The organism is Leptospira ellinghausenii (assembly GCF_003114815.1).
GTDB classification, from domain to species: domain Bacteria; phylum Spirochaetota; class Leptospiria; order Leptospirales; family Leptospiraceae; genus Leptospira_A; species Leptospira_A ellinghausenii.
Window position 1 is genome coordinate 1,591,542 of the sequence record NZ_BFAZ01000009.1, and the last position, 21,763, is coordinate 1,613,304.

Sequence of the window (21,763 nt, forward strand, 5' to 3'; positions counted from 1 at the left end):
AAAAAATCTCTTGAGGTTGGGTCACTAGGGTTATTCAGATTGAGTTTACAAGAGAATAGGAAAATAATGATGAAGGAAAAACAAAAGCAAATAGAATTCATAGTCTACTTTTGCTAACATTTGAATTCAATAAGTTTCTTAAAGAAAAATAAATAATTTCATTGCAAAAGTTCAATGGCCTTTTGGTAAATAAAATCATATTCTAATTTTCGTTTGGTCCAGGTCCAATCTAGATTCATAATGGTTTTCACTACGAAATTTCTATCTGTCGAGAAATATAGATCTTTTGCTCGTTCTAACGCATAACCCAGCGAACTAACGTCATTCGGTTCAAAGACAATTCCTGTTTTGAATTTGGGATCCATCGATTCCTCAACCGTATCTCTTAGACCTCCCACTCTTGAAACAATCGGAATCGTTCCGTAAACATGGCTATACATTTGGTTGAGGCCACAGGGTTCAAAGAGGGATGGCATGAGGAAAAAATCGCTAGCAGCTTCAATTTTGTGTGCAAGTGATTCGTTGTACCCTCTGTAAAAATAAAACACATCCGGCATCACATCTGATAAATGAAAAAATGCTTTTTCAGTTTCTGTATCACCAGAACCTAAGACCACATAACGGTGTGGAAGGTGGCGTCTTTCTAAAAATGCCTGTAAAAATGTAGGGAATCCTTTTTGGTAGGTGAGTCTGCCAATCAGACCAATGAGAGGTGCATCCAATGGCAAATGAGGTCTACCGATTTCTTCATAAAGAAGTGTTTTGTTTTTTAATTTTCCTTCTTTCCAGTCCTTAGCCGAGTAGGTTTGGAAAATCCGTTTGTCAGACTTTGGATTCCATTCGTCAGTATCAATTCCATTTAAAATTCCAGTATAATCCGATCCTCGTTTTTGTAAGGCATAACTCAGACCAAATCCATTGGGTTCCCTTAAGGTTTCTTCTTTGTAACCTGGACTTACTGTTGTGATTTTCCCTGCAGACAAAATCCCTGCCTTCATATAATTACATTTTTCATTGTGATCAAATGGACTTGTGACAAGGCGAAAGGGATCTTCTTTCAAAAAACCAGTCATCCAAAATGGATGGTCCCCTTGGTAAGCAAGATTATGGATCGTAAAAACAGAAGGAATGGAATGGCTCGAATTTTTTTGTAAGGCGAGAGACATTGCTGTATGCCAATCATGGGCATGGAAGGAATCTACTTGTAAGATTTGGCTTAGCGCATAACAAGCGTATGAAAAAATGGCAAAACGGTAATGTTCGTCTATCGTTCCATAAATGGAATCCAAACTCCGAAACAATTCCGAATCAAAAAAATACAATTTGATCCCAGATTCATCTGCTTCCCGGAACCTTGCTTTAGTCAGTAAACTCACAGCGAACGTTTCCTCGATCCCATCTTCGGGCAGGATTGCCTTATATTCTTTGCCAGTCCAGTTTGGCTCTTTCCCCATCGATCCAATCAGAGGTAATGCGACATAAACTTTTTCTGTCTTAGCCTGTTCTTTGGTAAGGGAGGCGAGCATGTCCGCAAGACCACCCATCTTGATGTAGGGAAAATATTCTGCGGATGCATGTAGAATCTTCATTTTCTGTTATTGACACCGACTCGCAAAGTAAGAAGCTAGAAAAACACAAAGTGAAATCGAGGAGAGATCCATGTCAGTATCTACTAATCTAAAAGGCCTTGCTGAACTCGGCCTTAAACCGTCCGAAGTCTTCCATAACTTATCATACGAAGAAATTTACCAGCACGAATTGAATAACAAAGAAGGTGTTACTTCTGATAATGGAACGATGATGGTGGATACAGGAATTTTTACGGGTCGTTCCCCTAAAGACAAGTACTTTGTCGATGAACCTTCTTCCCAAAACAACATTTGGTGGGGACCAGTAAACACGAAAGTTTCCGAAGCAATTTTTAACGAACTCTATGCAGAAGTCACCAAATTCCTAGATAACAAAAAATTATACGTATTTGATGGCCACGCGGGAACAAACGACGACACACGTATCTCTCTCCGTGTGGTAACGGAAAGAGCTTGGCAACACCACTTTTGCACCAACATGTTCCTTCGCCCAACCAAAGAAGAACTCGCAAAACTAAACCCAGAGTTTACTATCATCAACGCTTCTGGTTATAAAAACGCAAAATACAAAGAACACGGCCTCAATTCTGAAGTGTTTGTGATCTTCCACCTAGCAAAAAAAATCTGTATCATCGGTGGAACAGAATACGGTGGGGAAATGAAAAAAGGGATTTTCTCTGTCATGAACTACTACCTACCACTGAAGAATGTTCTCACAATGCACTGCTCTGCAAACGTGGGTAAAGATGGAGATAGCGCACTTTTCTTTGGTCTTTCTGGAACAGGAAAAACAACTCTTTCCACAGACCCAAATCGTAAACTCATCGGTGATGACGAACACGGTTGGGACGACAATGGAATCTTCAACATTGAAGGTGGCTGTTATGCAAAAACCATCAACTTAGATCCAAAAACTGAACCAGAAATCTATGCAGCCATCCGTCGTGATGCACTTCTCGAAAACGTTGTGTATGATGCGACGACTAAAAAGGTTGATTACTCTTCTGCTGCGAAAACAGAAAACACCCGTGTATCATACCCAATTTTCCACATCGACAACATCCAACCAGGATCCAAAGCAGGTCACCCAAACACAGTGATCTTCCTGACTTACGATGCATATGGTGTATTACCTGCAGTGTCTAAACTTTCCATCGAACAAGCGATGTACCACTTCCTTTCTGGTTACACTGCAAAGGTTGCAGGAACGGAACGCGGTGTAAAGGAACCACAAGCAACGTTCTCAGCTTGTTTTGGTCAGGCGTTTATGACTCTCCACCCAACTTTCTATGCAAAACTTCTTGGTGAAAAAATGAAAAAACACAAAGTAAATGCATACCTCATCAACACAGGTCTAGTGGGTGGAAAGTATGGTGTTGGAAAAAGGATGAACCTTCCTGCAACTCGCCAAATCATCAATGAAATCCTGAACGGAAACATTGAAAAATCCGAGTTTGAAAAACACCCAGTATTCCAAGTGTCTTTCCCTAAATCCGTGAACGGTGTGGATGCTCATATCCTAAACCCACGTAACGCTTGGGAAAACAAAGAAGAATACGACAAAACAGCTCAGGACCTTGCGAAACAATTTGTAGAAAACTACAAAAAGTATCTCACTGGTTCCAAAGAATTTGATTACAGCCAATACGGCCCAGTAGCGTAAGTTTGTTGTAGAATTTCAAAGAGACCATCTAGCGGAGTTTAGGTGGCTCGGAAGTCCCTTTTGAAGAAATGGGACTGTGAGTGGAAAACCATCCTTGAGAAATCTCGGATGGTTTTTTTTATTTCAATGTGTGTTCGAGATCCCGAAGTAAAACGAATTGTGTGTATCAATCGCCCTTTCAAAGGGACTTCTGCTCGACACATACAATTCGTTGTCCGCTCCATAATAGGTATAATTCCTTTGCTCAAAATTGATCGAACGGATTTTGGATTGGTTTCGCATAAAACCAAAATACAATCTGATTTGGTCATATACTTTGTAAGAAAGAGAAACCTCTGCTTGAAATCCTAAGATTTCCGTAATGTTGTTTGGATTGGTTTTTGCTAGTGTAAAGTAAGGGCCCACTCGACCATCGGATGAATACATAGTACTAGATCTTTGGTTCGCATAATCCCTGTTCCCATATGTGACGTAAGGATCAAATCCTAAATTGAATTCGAAACCATCAAAAATTTGAATTTTACTCCGCAGTGGAATGGAAATTCCATACGAATTGATTTTGTCATGGCGAATGTTGTAAGCAAATTCATAATTCTCCACTTGGTACATTCGATCTATTTTTAATAAACCAAGTCCAAAATAAAAAATTTGGCTTTCGATCGGCATATATAGAAAATGAAAACGATATTCTTGCCTTTGGAAATTTCCATACGGGATCGCTGATGGAAAGAGACCATTACTATTGGAATAAAATGTTTTTCGATATGGATCATCAAGTTTGATATTTACCATATCAAATTCGAATCCAAATTGTTTTTCCGGATTTCGATACTTAAAAAATGGCAAATACACCAAATCTTTGTTATTACGGATATCCGATTGGTTATAACCGATGATTCCCTTTGTCTCAAAAGGGACGTAGGTAAAATTTTGTCCTTTGAGGCCATATTCATAGGTTTTGGGATTTGTTTTTCGTGATTCGATCGCCTCTTGTGCCAAGAGAAAGTTGGTAGAGAGAAACAGGAGAAAGAGAAATGGTTTTAGATTCATTGGATTCCTTTGGTGTTGTTAGTAATGTATTGATAGATGATAATGTGCGCCTCGCATTTGTTCGATGATGCAGGTCCATCGAACACCGACCGGGCTCCCTTCGGGGTGCGCTAACGCTCCCGTCCCCAGCCATCTAACGATGGCAGGTGACCAAGCCCTTCGGATCCCTGGCGCGGGTTACCAGATGAAGAGGCCAGGGCGATATCCTCCACCAAATTCTATAACTGGAATTAATAACTTTCCATTAATAGGATTTAAAATGATTCTTGGGAATACAAAATTGCCACTTCCTTGTGGAGAAGCGGTAATTTGAGTGTAGACAGTTGAAGAGCCATCCAGATTGCCCCGGTATAGATGTACATAGTTACTATAATGAGTAATAACTAAAAATTTCTGATTAGATGAGTCCAAAATTATGAAAGGTGAATCGCCTGAGCTGATTGGTTGACCAGCTGAAATATCAGAATGACTGCACATAGTTCCATCTAAATTACATCGAAAGAGACTTGGTTTTGCGTTGTTGGCAATATTTACCGTTACAACTAAAATCTTCCGATTGATTTCATCCAAGACTAAACTTGGAGTTAGACCTGAGCCATTACCTTGGCCTGCTGCGATGTCAATATGTTCGCAATTCGTTCCATCTAAATTGCATCGAATTAAGCTCGGCTTATTATAATTACCTGCATTTCGAGAAACAACTAATAGTTTTTGATTGAATTTATCTATTGCGACACCTCTAAAGGTACCACTCATACTTGTAATTCCAGGTGATATATCAGTTGCAATACATCCTGTTCCGTCCAAATTACAACGTATTAAAAGGAGATTTCCTGATACACTATTGTTAACTGTTACCACCAGTAATTTTCGATTGATAAGATCTAAGACTGCATTTGGGGAATTTGTGGAATTCATAGTGATCGTTGATGATATATCTTTGTGAGTACACGATGTTCCATCTAGGTTACACCTATATAAACTAAACTTATTTCCATTGTTCATGTTTAGCGTTGCTACCAATAGCTTTCGATGGATAGGATCGATGACGGCACTTGGATACAAGCCTGAATTGCTTCCCTGACCAGAGGAAATATCGGTGTGAGTGCAACCTGTTCCATTATGGTTACATTGAAACAAGCTTAATTTTCCATTATTTGAGTAATTAGCTGCTAGCAATAATAACTTTTCATTGAAGGAGTCAAATACTGTGCTTAGTGCAAGTGATGCTCCTACATTTTGTCCCGCAGATACATCAACATAGGTCCCTGTTGAATTTGTCCCCGGCGGTGTCACGGTCGTCAAAGCACTCGCTTCCAACAAAGACACCGAACTACTACCAACTCCATTACTTGCCACCACCCGAAAATAATACAATGTCCCACTTGCCAAACTTGTGATCGTTGCATATGGATTTGTCACTGGTCCAAAACTTGTGGATGCCGTTGTAACGCCAGGGCTAGTGCTATAGTACACAGTGTACGACGTTGCTCTACTGACTGGCCACCATTGCACAACAGCACTCGTTCCCCCAGCTTGTGCTTCCACAAAGGCAGGTGCGTCCGGTGGTCCCACATCGAAACTTTGGTTCCCACTTGAACTTAAATTTCCTGCTAAGTCACAGGCCAGGTAACGCACTTGGTTACTCCCATCGGAGAGTGCCACTGGTGTTGTATAAACAGATCCATTTGTCACGGCTCCACTGCCATCAAACGTTGGTTCTGTGCTATTCAAAGTATAAATTATTTTATCACATCCCGTTCCGTTTGTATCAGAACAACTGAGTTGGAGCTGGGTTCCCGTTGTAAAAGGGCCAGCACCAGAAGGAGACACCATTGCCACAACAGGTGCAGTTGTGTCTTTTCTGGTAGTTCGGGTGGTCGATCCAAAACTTCCCACTAAGTTTGCCACACAGATGCGGATTGTGTTTTCACCTTCACTAAAATGAGAATTTGAAATCGAGGAATTGATCTCCGTTGTTGCTATGGCATTTCCTGTAACATTGGCATCGTTCCCCGAATTGGAGAGAGCCGTTCCATTGGAACAGTTCGTTCCACCTAATCGAATTTGGTAAGGACCCGCTTTGGTTGATTGCCAGCTTACGGAAGCATGAGAGGTTCCGTTGATGGCTTGTGTATGCGAATTGACGGTAACGGTCGCTACTTCTGTATCTACGATATAATTTTGAGAAACCACATTGGATACATTTCCCGCTTGGTCACGAGCAATAAACTTTGTATAGGTGGTAGCACCATCTGTCATAACAAGTGCAGAATTGTACAAATTTCCACTGATGATAGTTCCTGTACTTCCTTGGATGTTAGGATTCGTCGGAGAAGAGCCAACTAATACTGAATAAGCGATTTTGTCACACCCAGAACCTCCTACGTCCGAACACGAGGCAGAGACAGAGGTAGCTGTTGCATAACTCCCAGCACCTGGACTTGTGGTGACTGTAGGTGGTGTGTCATCTCGCCTGAGGCTAAAGGAAACAAATCCAGTTAGCCCATTGGATCCTGTAACGCAGATCCTATAGGTTTTGGTTCCTTCGCTAGTAAAATTGGTATGGGAACGTTGGAAGGATTGATCGGCATTAGCAGTCACATTCCCCGATGCCACTTGTGTTCCAGAAGTACAGTCACTTCCTTCTCGGATGACATAGGAGCCGGATCGATTGGTTTGCCATGTGGCAGTGGAACTTGCAATGGCACCGGCTTGGGAACTGATCGCAGTTGCCGTTTGACCGACAAGGGTGAGAGCAGGAACCTGAGAATCAATCGTATACGTAATGTTTAGTGGTGCCGATAGGTTTCCTGCCAAGTCACGGCAGAGGGCTTGCAATGTATGATTTCCTTCCGTAGATAGGGAAATGGATTGGGAAGAACGATTCACCACCGTTCCCAGTTTTGGTGAGAATGTTGGGGAAGAAGCGTCCATCGTGTATACAATGAAACCTGGAGCCTGATTATCAGAACAAGTGAGAGTTGCAGTTTGAGCAGTGGAGTATGTGCCAGCTAACAAAGAACTGGTGAGTGTTGGAGGTGTCGTATCGCTAAGGATTGTCACAATGGCAATGTCATTTGGTGTTCCATCTCCATCGGTATCAAATCCAAGTGGGTTCCCATTCGCATCAACAATGATAACGACAGGACTTCCTGTTCCACCTGGGGCTGTTGTTAAAAATCCAGGAGGGTTAGGACTGATGAAGTAGTCGGCATTGCCGTCACCATTGCTATCGACGGCATCAGGAATTCCATCATCGTTGGTATCTAAGAGGATAAGATTGGGAGTAGTGCCACCTGTGAGATTGATCCCATCGGAAACTCCATCCCCATCTGAATCCACTAGAGTGGCGTCCGTTTTCCCATCTCCCGAAAGATCAAGTGTAGTGCCAGGGGATAAATCCTGAGAGGAACTCTGGTTCCCTCCTATCAGTCCAAATAAAAAAACAAACGGATTGAAACCCTGTTGCGAGGAGCCGTCGGGGAGGATTCCAACACATTGGCTCGAAAAAAGAGTTAGAACTAAAAATAAATAAAGTTTGTTTCGCATAACAGAGTCCGTTTTCAAATTCAAATTTCCAAATCTATATTCGGAAATTCTAATCAAGCAAAAGGTCTCCATGCTCTCAATGGAAAATTACATGGAAGGAAAAAAATTCAAATTTTTCCGTTAAAAACGTTCTGAAAACGCGTTTGCACCGTTTTCAGCGGTTTTGCGAAGCTTGAGGAGCCGTATGGATGGTTTTTTTTATTTCTTAAATGGCATCTCACCCAAATAATCTTTTTTTCCAATCTCCACACCGTTATGACGGAGAATCGCATAAGCAGTTGTGATGTGGAAATAAAAATTTGGGATCGCGTGATGGGTAAGGTATTCCCACCCAGTTAAGTATTGCCCTTCCCATCTTGGTTGGGACACTTTGATTTCCGAAACCATCTTAAAATCTGATTCTTGGTAACTATCCAAATACTGGAGAACCGATTGGATCCTTGTTTTCAGTTCATTTAAATTTGATTCAGTATCATCATGTTTGGGTGCCTCTTTGCCCGAAATACGAGCCACACAAAGTTTTGCAGTATCGCATGCAATTTGGATTTGTTTGGTTAAAGGGAATTGGTCAGGGAAGAGTCTTGCGTTTAGTAAGTTCTCAAATGGAAACTTTTTGGCTTCTGCATGGGATTCTGCTTTTTCTAGAATATTCAGTAAATTTCTAAGTCCTTTTTTGAAGGATTGGACAGAGATTTCAAAGATCATGGATTGATTCATAATTCTATTCATTGGAAGAGAACATACGAAATCAATCCATTAAATCTTAAAATCTAAATGGCAATGCCACCAGAGAGGATTAACTCTAAAAAACCAAAATTTTGCGAGGCACGATTGGATCCTCCACTTGTTAACACATCGGTGAGATCAATGTAACCACCCTTCCCACCAAATTCAATAAAATAAGTTCTAGAAAATTCATATCGAGTTGCGACGTACCCAGATACTCCATAACCGGATACGTGGAAATTATTGTTTTGTCCTTTACCTAACACGCGTACGTCGCTACGGCAAACCACTGGTCCACCACCAATTGAGGATACCAAACTAATGCCACTAAGTCCATCAGCTGAAGTATAAAGAGGAGTGATCCATCCAAAATCTAAAAATAGATAATTTAAACCATCAGTATGTTCATACTTTAGTATATCAGGTGTTAAAGTAATGGTTTGGTCTCCACCATGGTATCCTGCCATTTCTTGGACATGTCCAGGAAAAAGATATATGAATGCAGCCGCTTCCGTTGACAAAGCAAGTTGATTTTTTGCGATCACTCCAGGGTCAATATAACCTGAATATTTGACTGGTTGGCCAGGAGTGACTACATACTTCATATGATCTTGTCCGAAGGATAAAAAGAATCGATCTGTAAAGTAATACATAAACTTTAAATTGTACTGGGGAATTTCAAACTTTGAAGGATTCAGATAAACATCTGCTTTGAACGATTCTGGTTTGTCTCTGGCATCAACAGATTTTAAAGTATAACGGTACCCTGGACCACGAAAGTTGATATCACTTTGAGTGAAATAATCTCGGTTATAACCCCATTGGATATTCCAGCGTCCTTTTTTATCATGGACGGTCAGTGGGGTTTCATTTTCCTCTGCCCCAACGGAGGGGTTTAGTAAGAGGCATAGAAGGAAAATCGAAAGTGTAGAAGGAAAAGAACCACACACTCGCATGATTCTAAGAGGAATCGAATCGTACATATTGTCACATTCTAAATCATTATGAAATCAGAATAGGCGAATGTATGTTTGGTTTAGGAAAAATTAGTCTTTTTTTGACAGAGATAAAGACTATAATTTAAAATCTGTCTTTTTCGTTTTTCCTTGGCAGAAGAGAAAACGAACAGTTAGTAACTTCCTCCGCTCCCTCCACCACCAGAGGAACCACCTCCAAAACTTCCTCCGCCTCCGCCCCCTCCACCACCGGAGCCAGAACTACTCTTTTGTTTTTTGGGAATGGTTTCATATTCGATTTCACTGTGTTTGCAATGAGCACAATTTCGTCTGACTTCCACTTTCCCCGAACTACTGTAAGTTGCTTCTGAAAGGACTCTACTGGATTTACAAACATAGGTTTCAAATTTACATTCAGGACAAACTTTGATTTTACGAAACGAAGTGCCTTTGTAAATGTATTCTGGATTGATGTTCGGAAATTTTAAGATGGAGTGATTGTGACAAGATTGGCAAACCCAAACATCATAATCAACGGAGTTGACAATTTCCTCCGAGATTTGGCCATCCGACAAATGTTTGTTATCTGCTTCCTCTGTAAGTTTGGTCATGGTTGATCCACATTTTTTACATTTTCTCGGAATATTTCGAATGGCTTGTAATCGCACGTTTAACTTTTTCATTCGATGATCGCTAAGGAAAAGAAAGTAAACAATGATACTTGCGATGATGAGAAAGATAGAAACAGGGAAAAGTGCCTCTTCAAGATAAAGGGATAGGGTTGTGATGACTAAAATCAGTGGGCTAATGACAATACCATAGTATAAGATAAAATCTGTCTTGTGAACGATGTGGTATTTGGCAGTCGGAGATGGCAAAATCCAAACGATAAGTCGTTGTAATAGATTTAAAAATAGGAAAAGACCCAAATAACCAAGAACAAAAGTCGATTTAAAATAAAAGGATTCTTCTTTTTCTAATCTTTCTGTTTCTTCATATTTTTCATTTAAGAGCCGAGATTCCTCATCCGTGAGAAAGAAATTAGATGTTGTATTGTATGTGTCGATCGTCTGTTCTAATATTTGTTTTTCTTCTGAAGTGAGGTCAGTAAACTTCTTACCTTGGTAATCATATAAATTTGTGCGTGTAACTGCATTGTTATCAACATTCTCAGATGGAGCAGAACTTACATCAGAGGGAAGGGTACTTTCCCCTTGTTGGGAGATTAGATTTTCAACAGCGATTTCAGGGTGTTTGAGCTTTTGGATTAATGCTGCAACAGTCTCGACATGGCCTTTTTGGAAATTGTCCTCTTTAAAAGAAGGAATTGTATAAGTATCAATGATCCTTTTGACAGTCGCATCAGGAAGGTCACCTTCAAGTCCATAACCAATTTCGATTTCGACTCTCCTTTGGTCAATGATGTGTAAAATCAAAATTCCATTGTCTTTCCCTTTTTTCCCAATTTTCCAGTGATTGAAGAGTGCCACTGCAAAATCTTTTGGCACATAACTGCCAATTGTTGGTAATGTAACGACTGCAATTTCCAACCCAGATGAACTTTCTTCTGCGTTGATCATACTGTCGATGGACGTAGTATCTGTCAGGACTCCGGCACTATCTTCTACCCAACTGTTGCGAAGTTCTTTTGGGTTTGGGACTTTGGCGACAAGTGCATCAATGGATTCTTCATTTGTATTGGAGCACTGCAAAAATAGGAAAAGGACAACAAGTAAAGGAAATAGTGTGATTGAATGTAAATGAAATGGAAAAGCCGATTTGGTTCTTTTTTTTGCGTTGGATATTGGTTGGGAGGAAGTAACTAGGGACTGTATCACGATCTGAAGAATTTAGATGAGTTTTATTCGTTTGTCAAGTATGAGTTTTATGCGAAATGTATATGAAAGAAAAATATACTCTTTATTTAGTCAGAATATGTGTTGGACAATGTTAGTTTTAAGTTTGAGTGTAAGTAAGATTCTAACATGATTTCGGATAAAATCAATTGACCGATTAATCGAAGTGATTACAGTGAAAAGTAAAAGCTGTATCTCGTTGGACTCAGTGATTTACCTGATGCAGACTTTATATTCGAAGTAAAATCAATCGTATGTTGGGTATTTGATGTAAGCTGCTCACATCCACTCATTATGATTTTATTTCCAGAAACAGTGACGGATGTATATCCAGCTATAGGAGCAGGTGTGAACACAACGTAGTTTTGCATCCAAGTTATTATATCTGTTTCTACAGTTGCAGGTGACTCGTTAAATTCCAAATAGATCGTTGAGGGTGTAATTCCAAAATTTGTTTGGTGTAATGACAGTTGGGATCCATTGATAAAATAGGCTTGGACCAATTCAAAAAAGTTCCCTTGTTCGTTAGGACCAACCGTCCCGAGCCCTAGGATTTCCATACCAGGCGGCATTCCGTAAGTTGTGAAACCGATGTTTTGAGGGCCTAGAACTTCTAAAGAAAATTCGAAAAAGTAAGATCCATTTTTGTTCACAGTAAATGGAATGGATCCCATTTGGAATGGGATATAAAACCTTCCTCCGTTATCGGTCACATAACCAGAGTTTGTCGATTTGGATTGGGGCGCAAACGATTTGCCAGGTACTAAAACAAGTCCCACTCCTGCCACACCATTTGGCTCTCTGATTTGACCTGTGATGAGTAAAGATTGTCCGGAAAAGCCTAAGAGTCCAAGGAATGAATTGTTATCTTTGGATTCAGGAGGTGCGAGTATGGAATTGATAATGGGATTGAAGTAACAATTCAAATTGAAAGATAATAAACTGAAAGAAATAAGTCTAAAGAGAAAACTATATTTTTGATTCATTTTAAACTCCCGAATTTCATATGTAAGAAGTGCAAGCAATCTAGTTCAAATACTAATAACCAAATCGAAATTTAACAGTCTGACCTTACTTCAAACAATGCAAGAAATTTCCTATAAATACAAGGCTCCAATTCTAAAACGAATTATAGTCGGTTTCATGCTTTTACCTGAAGCTGATTTTATTCCTGGCAGAAGAGTTAAATAATAATCAGTCTCCGGTAAATAAGATCCACTGTTGACTTGGAAGATAACGTTATTTCCTCCTACACTGGTAGAAAGAAATGACAATGGAGGTGAAATGAGAAAGTTTTCATTCCGCCAAGTATCTGCATCAGATGGCGATTCAAGAGTTTCTGAAAAATTGAAAGAGAATCCTGAAGAGATTGTCATTCCGTAATTTGCATTTGCAACGATCAATCCCTCATAAGGCATAGAAGATGTGATATCAAGATATGTTACATCGCCCAAAGAAGATGGAGATGCTCCCAAATTAAATACTGTAAAACTAGTATTACTAATCGAAACTAAAGTAACCAATGGTGGAGTGACGGAAAGTTCTATGGTGAATTTTGTTCCCGAGACATCGACTTCAAGAGTCATTTTGCCTTCGGAGCTAATTAATTTGAATCGGCCTGCTGAATCGGTAGTGCTAACATTTGTTAGATCAGAAGTGCCAGAAATCCGAACCGTTGCCCCTGAGACCCCAGTTCCAGCAAACATCAATTGGCCCGTCACATAAAAAGTGGAAGGCCCTAACCCAAGAAGACTCAAAACCGCAGGATTCTCTTCTTTCTCAACTGGATTCAATAAATCATACACAAATGGATTGAAATAACAATTTTGGATTAAAAGAAACGGTACAACAAAGATACCGAATCTTTTGCTAAAATTAAGAAAAGAGAAATTTGATATTTGTATCGATCTAAGATTCATGGTTAAATACTTCACTTTGTTATTTTTTCTTTTTCAAAGCTTCTAAATCTTTTTCAAGTAATTCGAGTTCGTATTTTTCTTCGGCTTCTTTTAACTCTTGTTCGGTTTTGATTTGTTCGACGGCTTCTTCTTTGATTCGATTGATTTCCGAATCCGAAACCATACGATATCCATTCCCTTCACAAACATCTACGATAATGGTTTTTCTTGTGATTGTAATTGCAAATCCACCAAGAAGAGTGATCGCAAGGTCTTTCCAAGTCGATGTTTGGCGGATACGAACAGGTCTACTATCTTTGGGCAAAAGAACATTCCAATCAGGTTCTGAGAATCTTAAACCACCAAACAACCAAAAATACTCTGGGTATTCTTGGAACGTTTGGCATTTGGCTGATTCGGGTGCGAGAGTGATCATATTACCATCGGCTACAGAAGTGAGAACAAAAGAATCCCGTAAACTATGTGTGACTTTTGTTCCTTCATTTGATTTTGTACGATTTGCTGCTTCTTGTTCTGCCAGGGCTTCACGTCTTTTACGTATCTCTTCTTGTTTGGCTGCGATTGCTTTTTCTTTTTCTAGTTTTCGTTTCTCTTCTTCTTCTTTTCTAATTTTTTCTTCTTCCGCTTCCGCTAAGTCTTTATAGAGAATTTTTAAGACTGATTTTTTGGAAATCACCATGTGTTTCCCATCTTGTGTATCAATTTCAACGTTCTCAACGTTTTGATTGGTAATGATACCTTTCACAGACTTTCCTTGTTTCAAAAGAATTGTTTGAACGGCATGAAGAGGTAAAAAAAGAAAGAAAAAGAGGATAAGGAATGTTAGATTGCAGTTTCGCATTTGAAAATACCGATAAATCTAGGATTTCTCCTATAAATACTAGTCTCTTTCTCAATTGCAATTAAGAAATTTAAAGATTTTTGGAAATAACGTGTCAATTTTGCAACAAATGACTCCATCGAACCAGTGTTCTATTGAGTCATTCCTTATGTAAAAAAATAGGAAGACATAAATCATACAAAGATCATACCAATGTGGAATTAACTACAATATCAATCGAGTGAGCAAAAATGAACGAAACTCCAAAATTACACAAAGCCCTTCATTCAGTACATTTATGGGGAATGGCAGTTGGACTTGTCATTTCAGGAGATTACTTTGGTTGGAACTTTGGATGGTCAAATGCAAACTTTTGGGAGTTTGGAATCTCCATTGTATGGATTGCCATTTTTTATGTAATGTTTGCTCTTTGTTTTACGGAACTTGCAGCAAGTATCCCACAAGCAGGCGGTCCTTCTGCATATGCCAAACGTGCCTTAGGTGATACATTCGGATTTTTTACTGGTTATCTCGTACTAGTGGAATTTTTATTAGCGCCGCCAGCCATTGCATCTGCATTAGGTGGATACATACATTTTTTATTCCCTATCATTCCTTCACTTTATGCAGGAGTTGGTATGTTTTTGTTATTGTTACTCATGAATTTAACTGGAATCAAACAAACTGCTAGATTTGAATTATTTGTAACTTTTATCGCAGTGATTGGACTTTTATTGTATTTAGGATTATTGGTCCCACATCTCTCTTTGGATCAAATTCCAAATTGGAAGAATGAGACAAATATTTCTTTTTCTGCGGTATTCACTTCCATTCCCTTTGCGATTTGGTTTTTTCTAGCCGTTGAAGGAGTTGCATTAGCAGCGGAAGAAGTAAAAAATCCTGCAAAAGACATACCGAAAGGTTATATTGCTGGTATCATCACCTTACTTTGTTTAGCAGGTATGATTTATGGATTCACAGCTTCGGTAACAAATACAAAGGACATTGCTAATATTGAATATCCTTTGTCCTATGTATTAAACTCATTATATGGATCCGAATCAATTTGGCCCATTTTGTTTACTTTTATTGGATTATTCGGACTTGTAGCTTCTCTTTTTGGGATTATTTTGGGCAATTCAAGGTTGTTATATGCAATGAGTAAAGAAGGTTACCTTCCAAATTATTTATCTCAATTGACCAAAGGATCGGTTGTCCCTCAAAATGCTGTCATCTCTGGTGGAGTTGTCGGAATTTTTTGTATGTTGTTTTTGAATACTGCAGAACTCATTACCATATCCGCATTAGGTGCTTGTGGTATGTATTTACTTTGTTTGGTATCTTATCTTTTTTTGCGAAAAAGAGAACCCAATTTAGATCGACCTTATAAGGCTCCTTTGTATCCAATTTTGCCTTTCATCGCGATGGGATTTGGTATTTTTGCGTTTGGATCTGTATTTTATGCAGAACCAAAGTTAACGATTGGTGTTTTTTTTGTTGGGATCGTATTGGGAATTGGGTATCGATTGAACCAATTCCGAAACAAATCAATTAACTAGTGCCAGACTCGAGTTTGGATTTTTCGAGAGCATCTTTACAACGTTCTAAAAAAAGACGCGATACTGAATCATCAGGATTTTTATCTAATAGGGAAGCAAAACCTTCTTTTGCTTCTTCAAAATCTTCCCTACGATATGCATCGAGGGCAAGAGTGTAATCGTCTTTACAAGCAATTAAACGTTTCGATTTTTCTGGCTCATAACCATCTAACACCTCAACAACAAAAACTGATTCTGTTTTACCTTTGATATTTACTCGATCCAATAATCGGTAGTGAAACCCTAAATTGTCAGACGCTTCGATAAATGTTTCCGCACTGATGACGATCCTAGAAGAGAATAGTTTTGTGATCCCTTCAATTCTAGATGCTAAATTCACTGCATCAGAAATTACGGTTCCTTCCATTCGTTTGTGTTCACCTAAAATTCCGAGTGTTAAATTTCCTGTATGGATTCCTATCCCAACTTCAATGGGAATATAACCACAATTGGCTCGATGGCTATTGTAAATTCGAATTGCCTCTTGCATTTCAACAGCAGCCTTTACCGCATCACTGATATTATATGGGAATAATGCCATCACTGCATCACCAATGAATTTATCAATAAACCCATTATTATGACGGATGATTGGTCCAACGCGTTGGAGATAACTATTTAGAAAATCAAAGTTTTCTTTTGGAGTAAGTGTTTCAGAAAATTCGGTAAAGGAACGAATGTCTGCAAATAATACAGTCATCCGTTTTTGGACTTGGTCTCCCAAGTCAACTTGTCGGATGTCATTTTTCCCTAGATGGTATAAAAATTCAGTGGGAACAAATCGACTAAAGGAAGAACTGAATTGTTTTTGTTCCTCAGCAAACTCTAAGGTTTTGACGATGTTTTGTCTAACGATTCTTCCAAAGGTAAATACTTGCAAAAAGACAAAGATCACAACTGTTGAAGGACCAATGTAAGTGGTATGGATCACTGCTTGTGCATGTAAAACATCATTACTTGCTCCAATCAAAATGAGTCCTATTCCGAATAACAAAGGTTTTGCTTCCATCCGGCTTTTTTGGTACGCTCTGAATAAGTAAAACAGAATAAAAAGTCCATTTAATACAAATGCAATTGGGTAGATGGAAGCAGTTTCTGTGAAATATACTGGTGGCAAAAAGAGCCCCAGAGTTAAAATCGCAGAGAGAAAGTAAAAAACATTGCCAACCTTTTTAGAAAAGTCATATGGAAAAATTGTATAAAAATAATGATAGAGTAGAGGTGCAGACCAGTACCAAGATACATACTCCAATCGAAGCAGTGCCCAGTACGGCATATCGATAAATTCGAGTACAATTCGTTCGCCAGTTGATATGGTTCTGAGTAGTACAGCTAAGGAGAACAAAAAGATTCCTAAAGTTTGCCTTCCATCTCGATTGTAAAAATACATTACTAAAAAGAAAATTCCAACAAAGGCAAATATTGAAGACAAGATTGTTTCGTTTATCTTATGTTTGGTGAGGCGATTCTCTGCTTTGGTATATGATGACAAAACAATATCGTTCCAAACTCCACCCTTTCTGTGAACATAATTGGCTACATACAAATCAATCGTAAGGTTTTTATTGTGTGGTAAAACAACAATGGTGGACTTAACCATCGGAAGGAAGTGAATGGTGTTACTTGCCGGTATCCCCGATCCTCCGTAGTACTTTCCATTGATATAAATTGCATAAGAGGTGTCTTGTTCATGCACTGTAAGCGCCATTGTCTCTTGTAAGTCCTCTGGTAATTCGAGATGCATACGAAAAGTTGCATGACCAAATCCAGAAAGTTTTCCATAGTCCATTTGGTATCCATTCCAATGTTGGGGCAAATTGAGAATACGATCCAAATTTGATTCTTGGATGTTTTCTGGAGAGGTATTCCAATAAAACTTCCATTCCCCAGTTAGAGCCACAAAAGGTTCCAATGGAAACGAATGATTCTTTAAATTGATAAATCCATTTTTTGCTTCTTTGTTTACATTTCTTTCTTCTGACAAACAACTAACCAGGAATAGAAGAGATATCAAAATGAGTTTTTTCATCTAGGCTTGTCGTTTTGGAAAAACTGTATAATCCTGCAATTTTGTAAATTTTACTTCATCTCGTTTGTATCCGAGTAATCCTTCCAAGGTTTGGTAACGATTCATTCCCATACTGATTTCAATGTCTTGGCCTGTAAATTGGCCTGGGTGTTCGTATCCACAAGAATGAGCCAAACTTAAAAGTTCCTTGCGAAAACCTTGGATGTATTTGGCTGCTCGTTTGCCTTTGATTTCTGGATCGACTCCACGTTGTAACCACCAGTTTTGTGTAGCTACACCAGCAGGACAATGGTCTGTATGGCATTTTTGGGCTTGGATACAACCAATCGATAACATGGCTTCCCTTGCGATGTTGATGAGATCACAACCCATCGCAATGGCGACAACGGCTCGGTCAGGAAAACCCAATTTTCCTGAACCTATCCATACCACTCTGTCAGATAAACCTTCTTTTTGGAACAAAGTGTACACTCGTTGGAAACCAATTTTAAAGGGTAAGGATACATGGTCTGCATATGTTAGTGGGGCAGCACCAGTTCCCCCTTCACCACCATCGATGGTAATAAAATCAGGACCTTGTGAGGTACGTTTCATTTCTTCTGCTAATTCTTCCCAGAACTCAATTTCGCCAACTGCACTTTTGATCCCAACAGGCAAACCTGTTCCATTCGCTATCTTTTCGATAAAAGACACTAGTTCTTTTACATTTGTGAACTCACTGTGTGAGTTAGGTGATATACAATCTTTTCCTTCAGGAACATGTCGAATTGACGCGATCTCAGCGTTTACCTTTTTAGCAGGTAAAATACCACCTTTTCCTGGTTTGGCGCCTTGTGATAATTTGATCTCGATCATTTTTACGCAGGCATTATTTCCGACTTTTTCTTTTAAAACATCTAAGTTAAATTTTCCAGAATTGTCTCTTGCACCAAAGTATCCAGTTCCAATTTGCCAAACAATATCAGCACCTTCCTTATGGTAGTTGCTAAGTCCCCCCTCACCAGTGTTATGGTAAGAACCTGAATCTCTTGCTCCACGATTGAGAGCTAAAACCGCATTTTTTCCAAGGGAACCAAATGACATGGCTGAAATATTTACGATGGAATAAGGTCTGTATGGAAATTTTCGGTTCGGCCCAATGACCTTAAGACAGGGAATACAACTCGGGTCACTGTTGTGAACATATGCTTTCGATTCAGGATAAGGAAATGCTTTGTGTTTAATGATGGGGTAACCAGGTTCGTATTGGATCTCTGTAGTTCCAAATCCAAAATTATTATTTTGGCCTTTGGCAGTTGCGTAAATCCAACTCCTTTCTGTGCGATCAAATGGTCTTTCTTCTTTGTCATTGGCGACCCAGTACTGCCTGAGTTCGGGACCAATCATTTCTAAAAAGTAACGTAACCTTCCAACGATGGGAAAATTCCTTTGAATGGTGTGCTTTTTTTGTGTGATGTCTCGAAGGAAAACGAGTGCTAAAAATAAAAACAATCCGATCCAAGTGGCAGAGATAGGATTTGTTTCGATCCAATTCAAAATTGTGTTCATCATTTTTGCATCCATATCTACCTTCGAACTAAGTTATTGACAAGCTAAGATTGTAGATGAGCCAAAGAATCCAAAAGTTTTTCTTTGGTAAATGGTTTAAAAATATAACCAGAGACATAAGGAATTTTTGCTGCTCTTTCTGTATCCGCATCGTCTACCGAAGAACTTACCAAATAAATTTGAATCTGTTTTGGGAATTTGGAAAGTAAAGGTTCAATTGCTTCTAAGAATTGCCAACCATCCATAAAAGGCATATTGATATCCAAAAATATAATATCAGGAAGTATTGATGTGTTATTCGCTTCAGATTGGAAAAAACTAAGTGCATTCTCTGCATCTGAAAATACCAAAACCTCGCCAGAAATGCCAGCATTGGCAATGATCTTCTTCGTTGTGAATTGGTAAATTTTGTCATCATCGATGATACAAATTCTGGGAGTCATGCGTTGGCGGCACTCCCATTCGGAAAATGAAGCAAAAACGTTGCGCCTTCCCCAGGTTTCGATCTGACTTCGACTCTTCCGCCCAATGATTCCATCGTATATTTCATTAAAAATAAACCGAGACCTTTCCCACTCATCTGACGATGAAAAGTCTTCTTCAGCTGAAAAATTTGATCCCCGTACCGAGATAAATCAACCCCTAATCCATTATCTGAGAAGGAAATTGTCGTTTCGGAACCCATTGAAAAGGATTCTACCCCGATTCGTAGTTCCCGAGACGGATCTGCAAATTGAAGTGAATTGCTAATGAGTTGTAAAAATAAGGTTTCTAGGTATTCTTTGGAAACAAAAACCAATTCTTTTTCTGTCACATTGAGTTCGATGTGGACGTTTTTTTTCTGGAATTCTCCTTCCATCAGTTTTTGCACTTTTTGAAAGGTAAGAAGGATGGAGATCCATTCTGGTCGGTAATTTTCCAAACTTTGGATTTTTAAGGTTGTGATGAGTTCGGAAAGTACGGTTTCCAAATTTTCAGTCACTTCTTCCAAGTGATTTTGTAATTCCCTTCGTTCTTCCTCTACACCTGTGATCTTTAATAAATCCAATAAACTTCTGAGATTACTGACAGGTGCCCTTAAATGATGGGAGATAATTTGATTATAAGATTGGAGTTGTTTGTTTTGGATGAGAAGGGAATTTTTAGTGGCTTTTAAAAATTCATTGTTTTCTAAAAGTTGGGTTTCTGTTTTTTTTCGTTCATCGATATCGATAATTTGTGCTAAATAATAAATTGCTTCTCCTGAATCATCGCGTAACACAGTAACTGTGATGTATGCCCAAACCAAATGTCCTAGTTTATGTACATATTGTTTTTCAATAGAATAATGATCGATCATTCCTTTTTGGACAGAATCTCGATACCGTAAATTTTCTTCGAGTTCTCCTGTGGAACTAATTTCAGAAAAATGTTTTCCTAAAAGTTCAAAGGTTTCATAACCTAAAAATTTCGCGAAGGCTTCATTGACATCATCGATGTAACCATGTGTGCTCGTTAAGACAAGTCCAATGGGGGAATCGCGGAATAAGGTTTTGAACTTACGTTCGGACAAAGCTAAGTTTGCATCGGATTCTATTTTTTCTGAGATATCGCGAGAAGATGTGTGTAGATAATTTTTTCCTGTTAAGGAATGAGTGGTCAATCGATTGTCTGATTGTAACCAAATATAAGTTCCATTTTTATGTAAGAAGCGGAAAGTGGGGTGGATGTTTTCTTCACCTCGTAAAAGAGGTTGGTGTGATCTTTCAAAAATTAACCTCCTGTCATCTGGATGAAGAAAATCATAAGGATTTTTTCCAATAAGTTCCTCCGGTTCATATCCGATGATGGATTTAGAATTGGGGCTCACATAAATATAAGTCCCATCAGTTTCGTGTAAACATACCAATTCTCGGCTAATCGAGGTTAATAATTGCAAAATTTCGGAATCGGGAAGTGCCACACTCTAATTCAATAAGAGAAGAATCCGGTTGTCTATCCCAAATCAGTTTTTTTTTAGCATGAATAAAATCCCTTGAGATAACATTTTTTTTAACCATCACTCAAGTTTTTCACCTATAGGAGATGTGGCTAATAAAACTGTAATAGGGATACTCAAATGAAAAATCTATCGTACATCATCTTAGATGGGAATTTAACTTCTGATCCAGAAGAGAAAACAATTGCTGGAGGTAAGTCACTGGCACAATTCACGGTGGCAGTCAATCACTCTCAAAACAACCCAGATGCAAAGGAAAAGGATGATGTTTCCTTTTTTGAAGTGGAAGCTTGGGAAAAGTTGGGTGAAAACTGTGTGGAGTACTTAAAAAAAGGAAGTAAAGTGACAGTGATGGGCAATTTAAAACAAAACCGATGGAAAACTCCAGATGGAGAAAATAAATCAAGAGTGAAAGTCACGGCATCTACTGTTCGATTCGATAGTATAAAGAAACGAGAAGAAAAAGTAGCATAACTGGA

At 38.9% G+C, this 21,763-nt stretch carries 16 protein-coding genes; 3 read left to right on the forward strand and 13 right to left on the reverse strand.

Translation table 11 applies throughout. The features are described 5' to 3' along the window. Window positions 1–158: 158 nt before the first annotated feature. Window positions 159–1,589: a glycogen/starch synthase gene (locus DI076_RS16070; RefSeq protein WP_108960741.1), complete on the reverse strand. Its 1,431-nt coding sequence runs from the start codon at window positions 1,587–1,589 to the stop codon at window positions 159–161. 70 nt (window positions 1,590–1,659) lie between these two features. On the opposite strand from DI076_RS16070, the gene pckA reads away from it, so the two are divergent. Continuing rightward, window positions 1,660–3,252 (forward strand): phosphoenolpyruvate carboxykinase (ATP), encoded by a 1,593-nt coding sequence (gene pckA, locus DI076_RS16075; RefSeq protein ID WP_108960742.1) that lies wholly within the window; start codon window positions 1,660–1,662, stop codon window positions 3,250–3,252. Window positions 3,253–3,375: 123 nt separating this feature from the next. Here pckA and DI076_RS16080 read toward each other — a convergent pair whose 3' ends face one another. The 8 genes from DI076_RS16080 to DI076_RS16115 form a co-directional block, all read right to left on the reverse strand. Continuing rightward, window positions 3,376–4,302: a hypothetical protein gene (locus tag DI076_RS16080; RefSeq protein WP_108960743.1), complete on the reverse strand. Its 927-nt coding sequence runs from the start codon at window positions 4,300–4,302 to the stop codon at window positions 3,376–3,378. Window positions 4,303–4,479: 177 nt separating this feature from the next. Then, the gene (locus DI076_RS16085) at window positions 4,480–7,854 is read right to left on the reverse strand and encodes a chitobiase/beta-hexosaminidase C-terminal domain-containing protein (protein WP_167396548.1); all 3,375 of its coding nucleotides are present in this window, start codon (window positions 7,852–7,854) and stop codon (window positions 4,480–4,482) included. A gap of 198 nt (window positions 7,855–8,052) precedes the next feature. Continuing rightward, a complete protein-coding gene (locus DI076_RS16090) occupies window positions 8,053–8,571 on the reverse strand; it encodes a DUF1993 domain-containing protein (RefSeq protein WP_108960744.1) in 519 nt (172 codons plus the stop codon). Between the two features lie 53 nt (window positions 8,572–8,624). Then, window positions 8,625–9,563, reverse strand: a complete 939-nt coding sequence (locus DI076_RS16095) for a hypothetical protein (RefSeq protein ID WP_439957306.1) — start codon at window positions 9,561–9,563, stop codon at window positions 8,625–8,627. 146 nt (window positions 9,564–9,709) lie between these two features. Continuing rightward, on the reverse strand, window positions 9,710–11,287 hold the full coding sequence (locus DI076_RS16100; protein ID WP_174705095.1) for a TPM domain-containing protein: 1,578 nt from the start codon (window positions 11,285–11,287) through the stop codon (window positions 9,710–9,712). Between the two features lie 275 nt (window positions 11,288–11,562). Next, complete coding sequence (locus tag DI076_RS16105) at window positions 11,563–12,378, reverse strand: Ig-like domain-containing domain (protein ID WP_108960745.1); 816 nt, start codon at window positions 12,376–12,378, stop codon at window positions 11,563–11,565. 111 nt (window positions 12,379–12,489) lie between these two features. Beyond that, window positions 12,490–13,311 (reverse strand): hypothetical protein, encoded by an 822-nt coding sequence (locus tag DI076_RS16110; protein WP_108960746.1) that lies wholly within the window; start codon window positions 13,309–13,311, stop codon window positions 12,490–12,492. Between the two features lie 19 nt (window positions 13,312–13,330). Beyond that, window positions 13,331–14,152, reverse strand: coding sequence for an LA_0442/LA_0875 N-terminal domain-containing protein (locus tag DI076_RS16115; protein WP_108960747.1), 822 nt, complete (start codon window positions 14,150–14,152; stop codon window positions 13,331–13,333). Window positions 14,153–14,382: 230 nt separating this feature from the next. On the opposite strand from DI076_RS16115, the gene eat reads away from it, so the two are divergent. Beyond that, window positions 14,383–15,690 carry an ethanolamine permease gene (gene eat / locus DI076_RS16120; protein ID WP_108960748.1) on the forward strand — a complete coding sequence of 436 codons (1,308 nt, stop codon included), beginning with the start codon at window positions 14,383–14,385 and terminating at the stop codon, window positions 15,688–15,690. Here eat and DI076_RS16125 read toward each other — a convergent pair. Genes DI076_RS16125 through DI076_RS16140 form a run of 4 tightly spaced genes read right to left on the reverse strand, consistent with a single transcriptional unit; the run spans window position 15,683 to window position 21,248 of the window. Continuing rightward, window positions 15,683–17,758, reverse strand: coding sequence for an adenylate/guanylate cyclase domain-containing protein (locus DI076_RS16125; RefSeq protein ID WP_108960749.1), 2,076 nt, complete (start codon window positions 17,756–17,758; stop codon window positions 15,683–15,685). The two genes, eat and DI076_RS16125, sit on opposite strands and share 8 nt — an antisense overlap. Then, a complete protein-coding gene (locus DI076_RS16130) occupies window positions 17,759–19,309 on the reverse strand; it encodes an FMN-binding glutamate synthase family protein (protein ID WP_174705064.1) in 1,551 nt (516 codons plus the stop codon). Between the two features lie 41 nt (window positions 19,310–19,350). Continuing rightward, window positions 19,351–19,749 carry a response regulator gene (locus DI076_RS16135; protein ID WP_108960751.1) on the reverse strand — a complete coding sequence of 133 codons (399 nt, stop codon included), beginning with the start codon at window positions 19,747–19,749 and terminating at the stop codon, window positions 19,351–19,353. Continuing rightward, window positions 19,746–21,248 (reverse strand): sensor histidine kinase, encoded by a 1,503-nt coding sequence (locus tag DI076_RS16140; protein WP_108960752.1) that lies wholly within the window; start codon window positions 21,246–21,248, stop codon window positions 19,746–19,748. Before DI076_RS16140 ends, DI076_RS16135 begins: the two co-directional genes overlap by 4 nt. 156 nt (window positions 21,249–21,404) lie before the next feature. On the opposite strand from DI076_RS16140, the gene DI076_RS16145 reads away from it, so the two are divergent. Further along, on the forward strand, window positions 21,405–21,758 hold the full coding sequence (locus tag DI076_RS16145) for a single-stranded DNA-binding protein (protein ID WP_108960753.1): 354 nt from the start codon (window positions 21,405–21,407) through the stop codon (window positions 21,756–21,758). The last annotated feature ends 5 nt before the right edge of the window (window positions 21,759–21,763 follow it).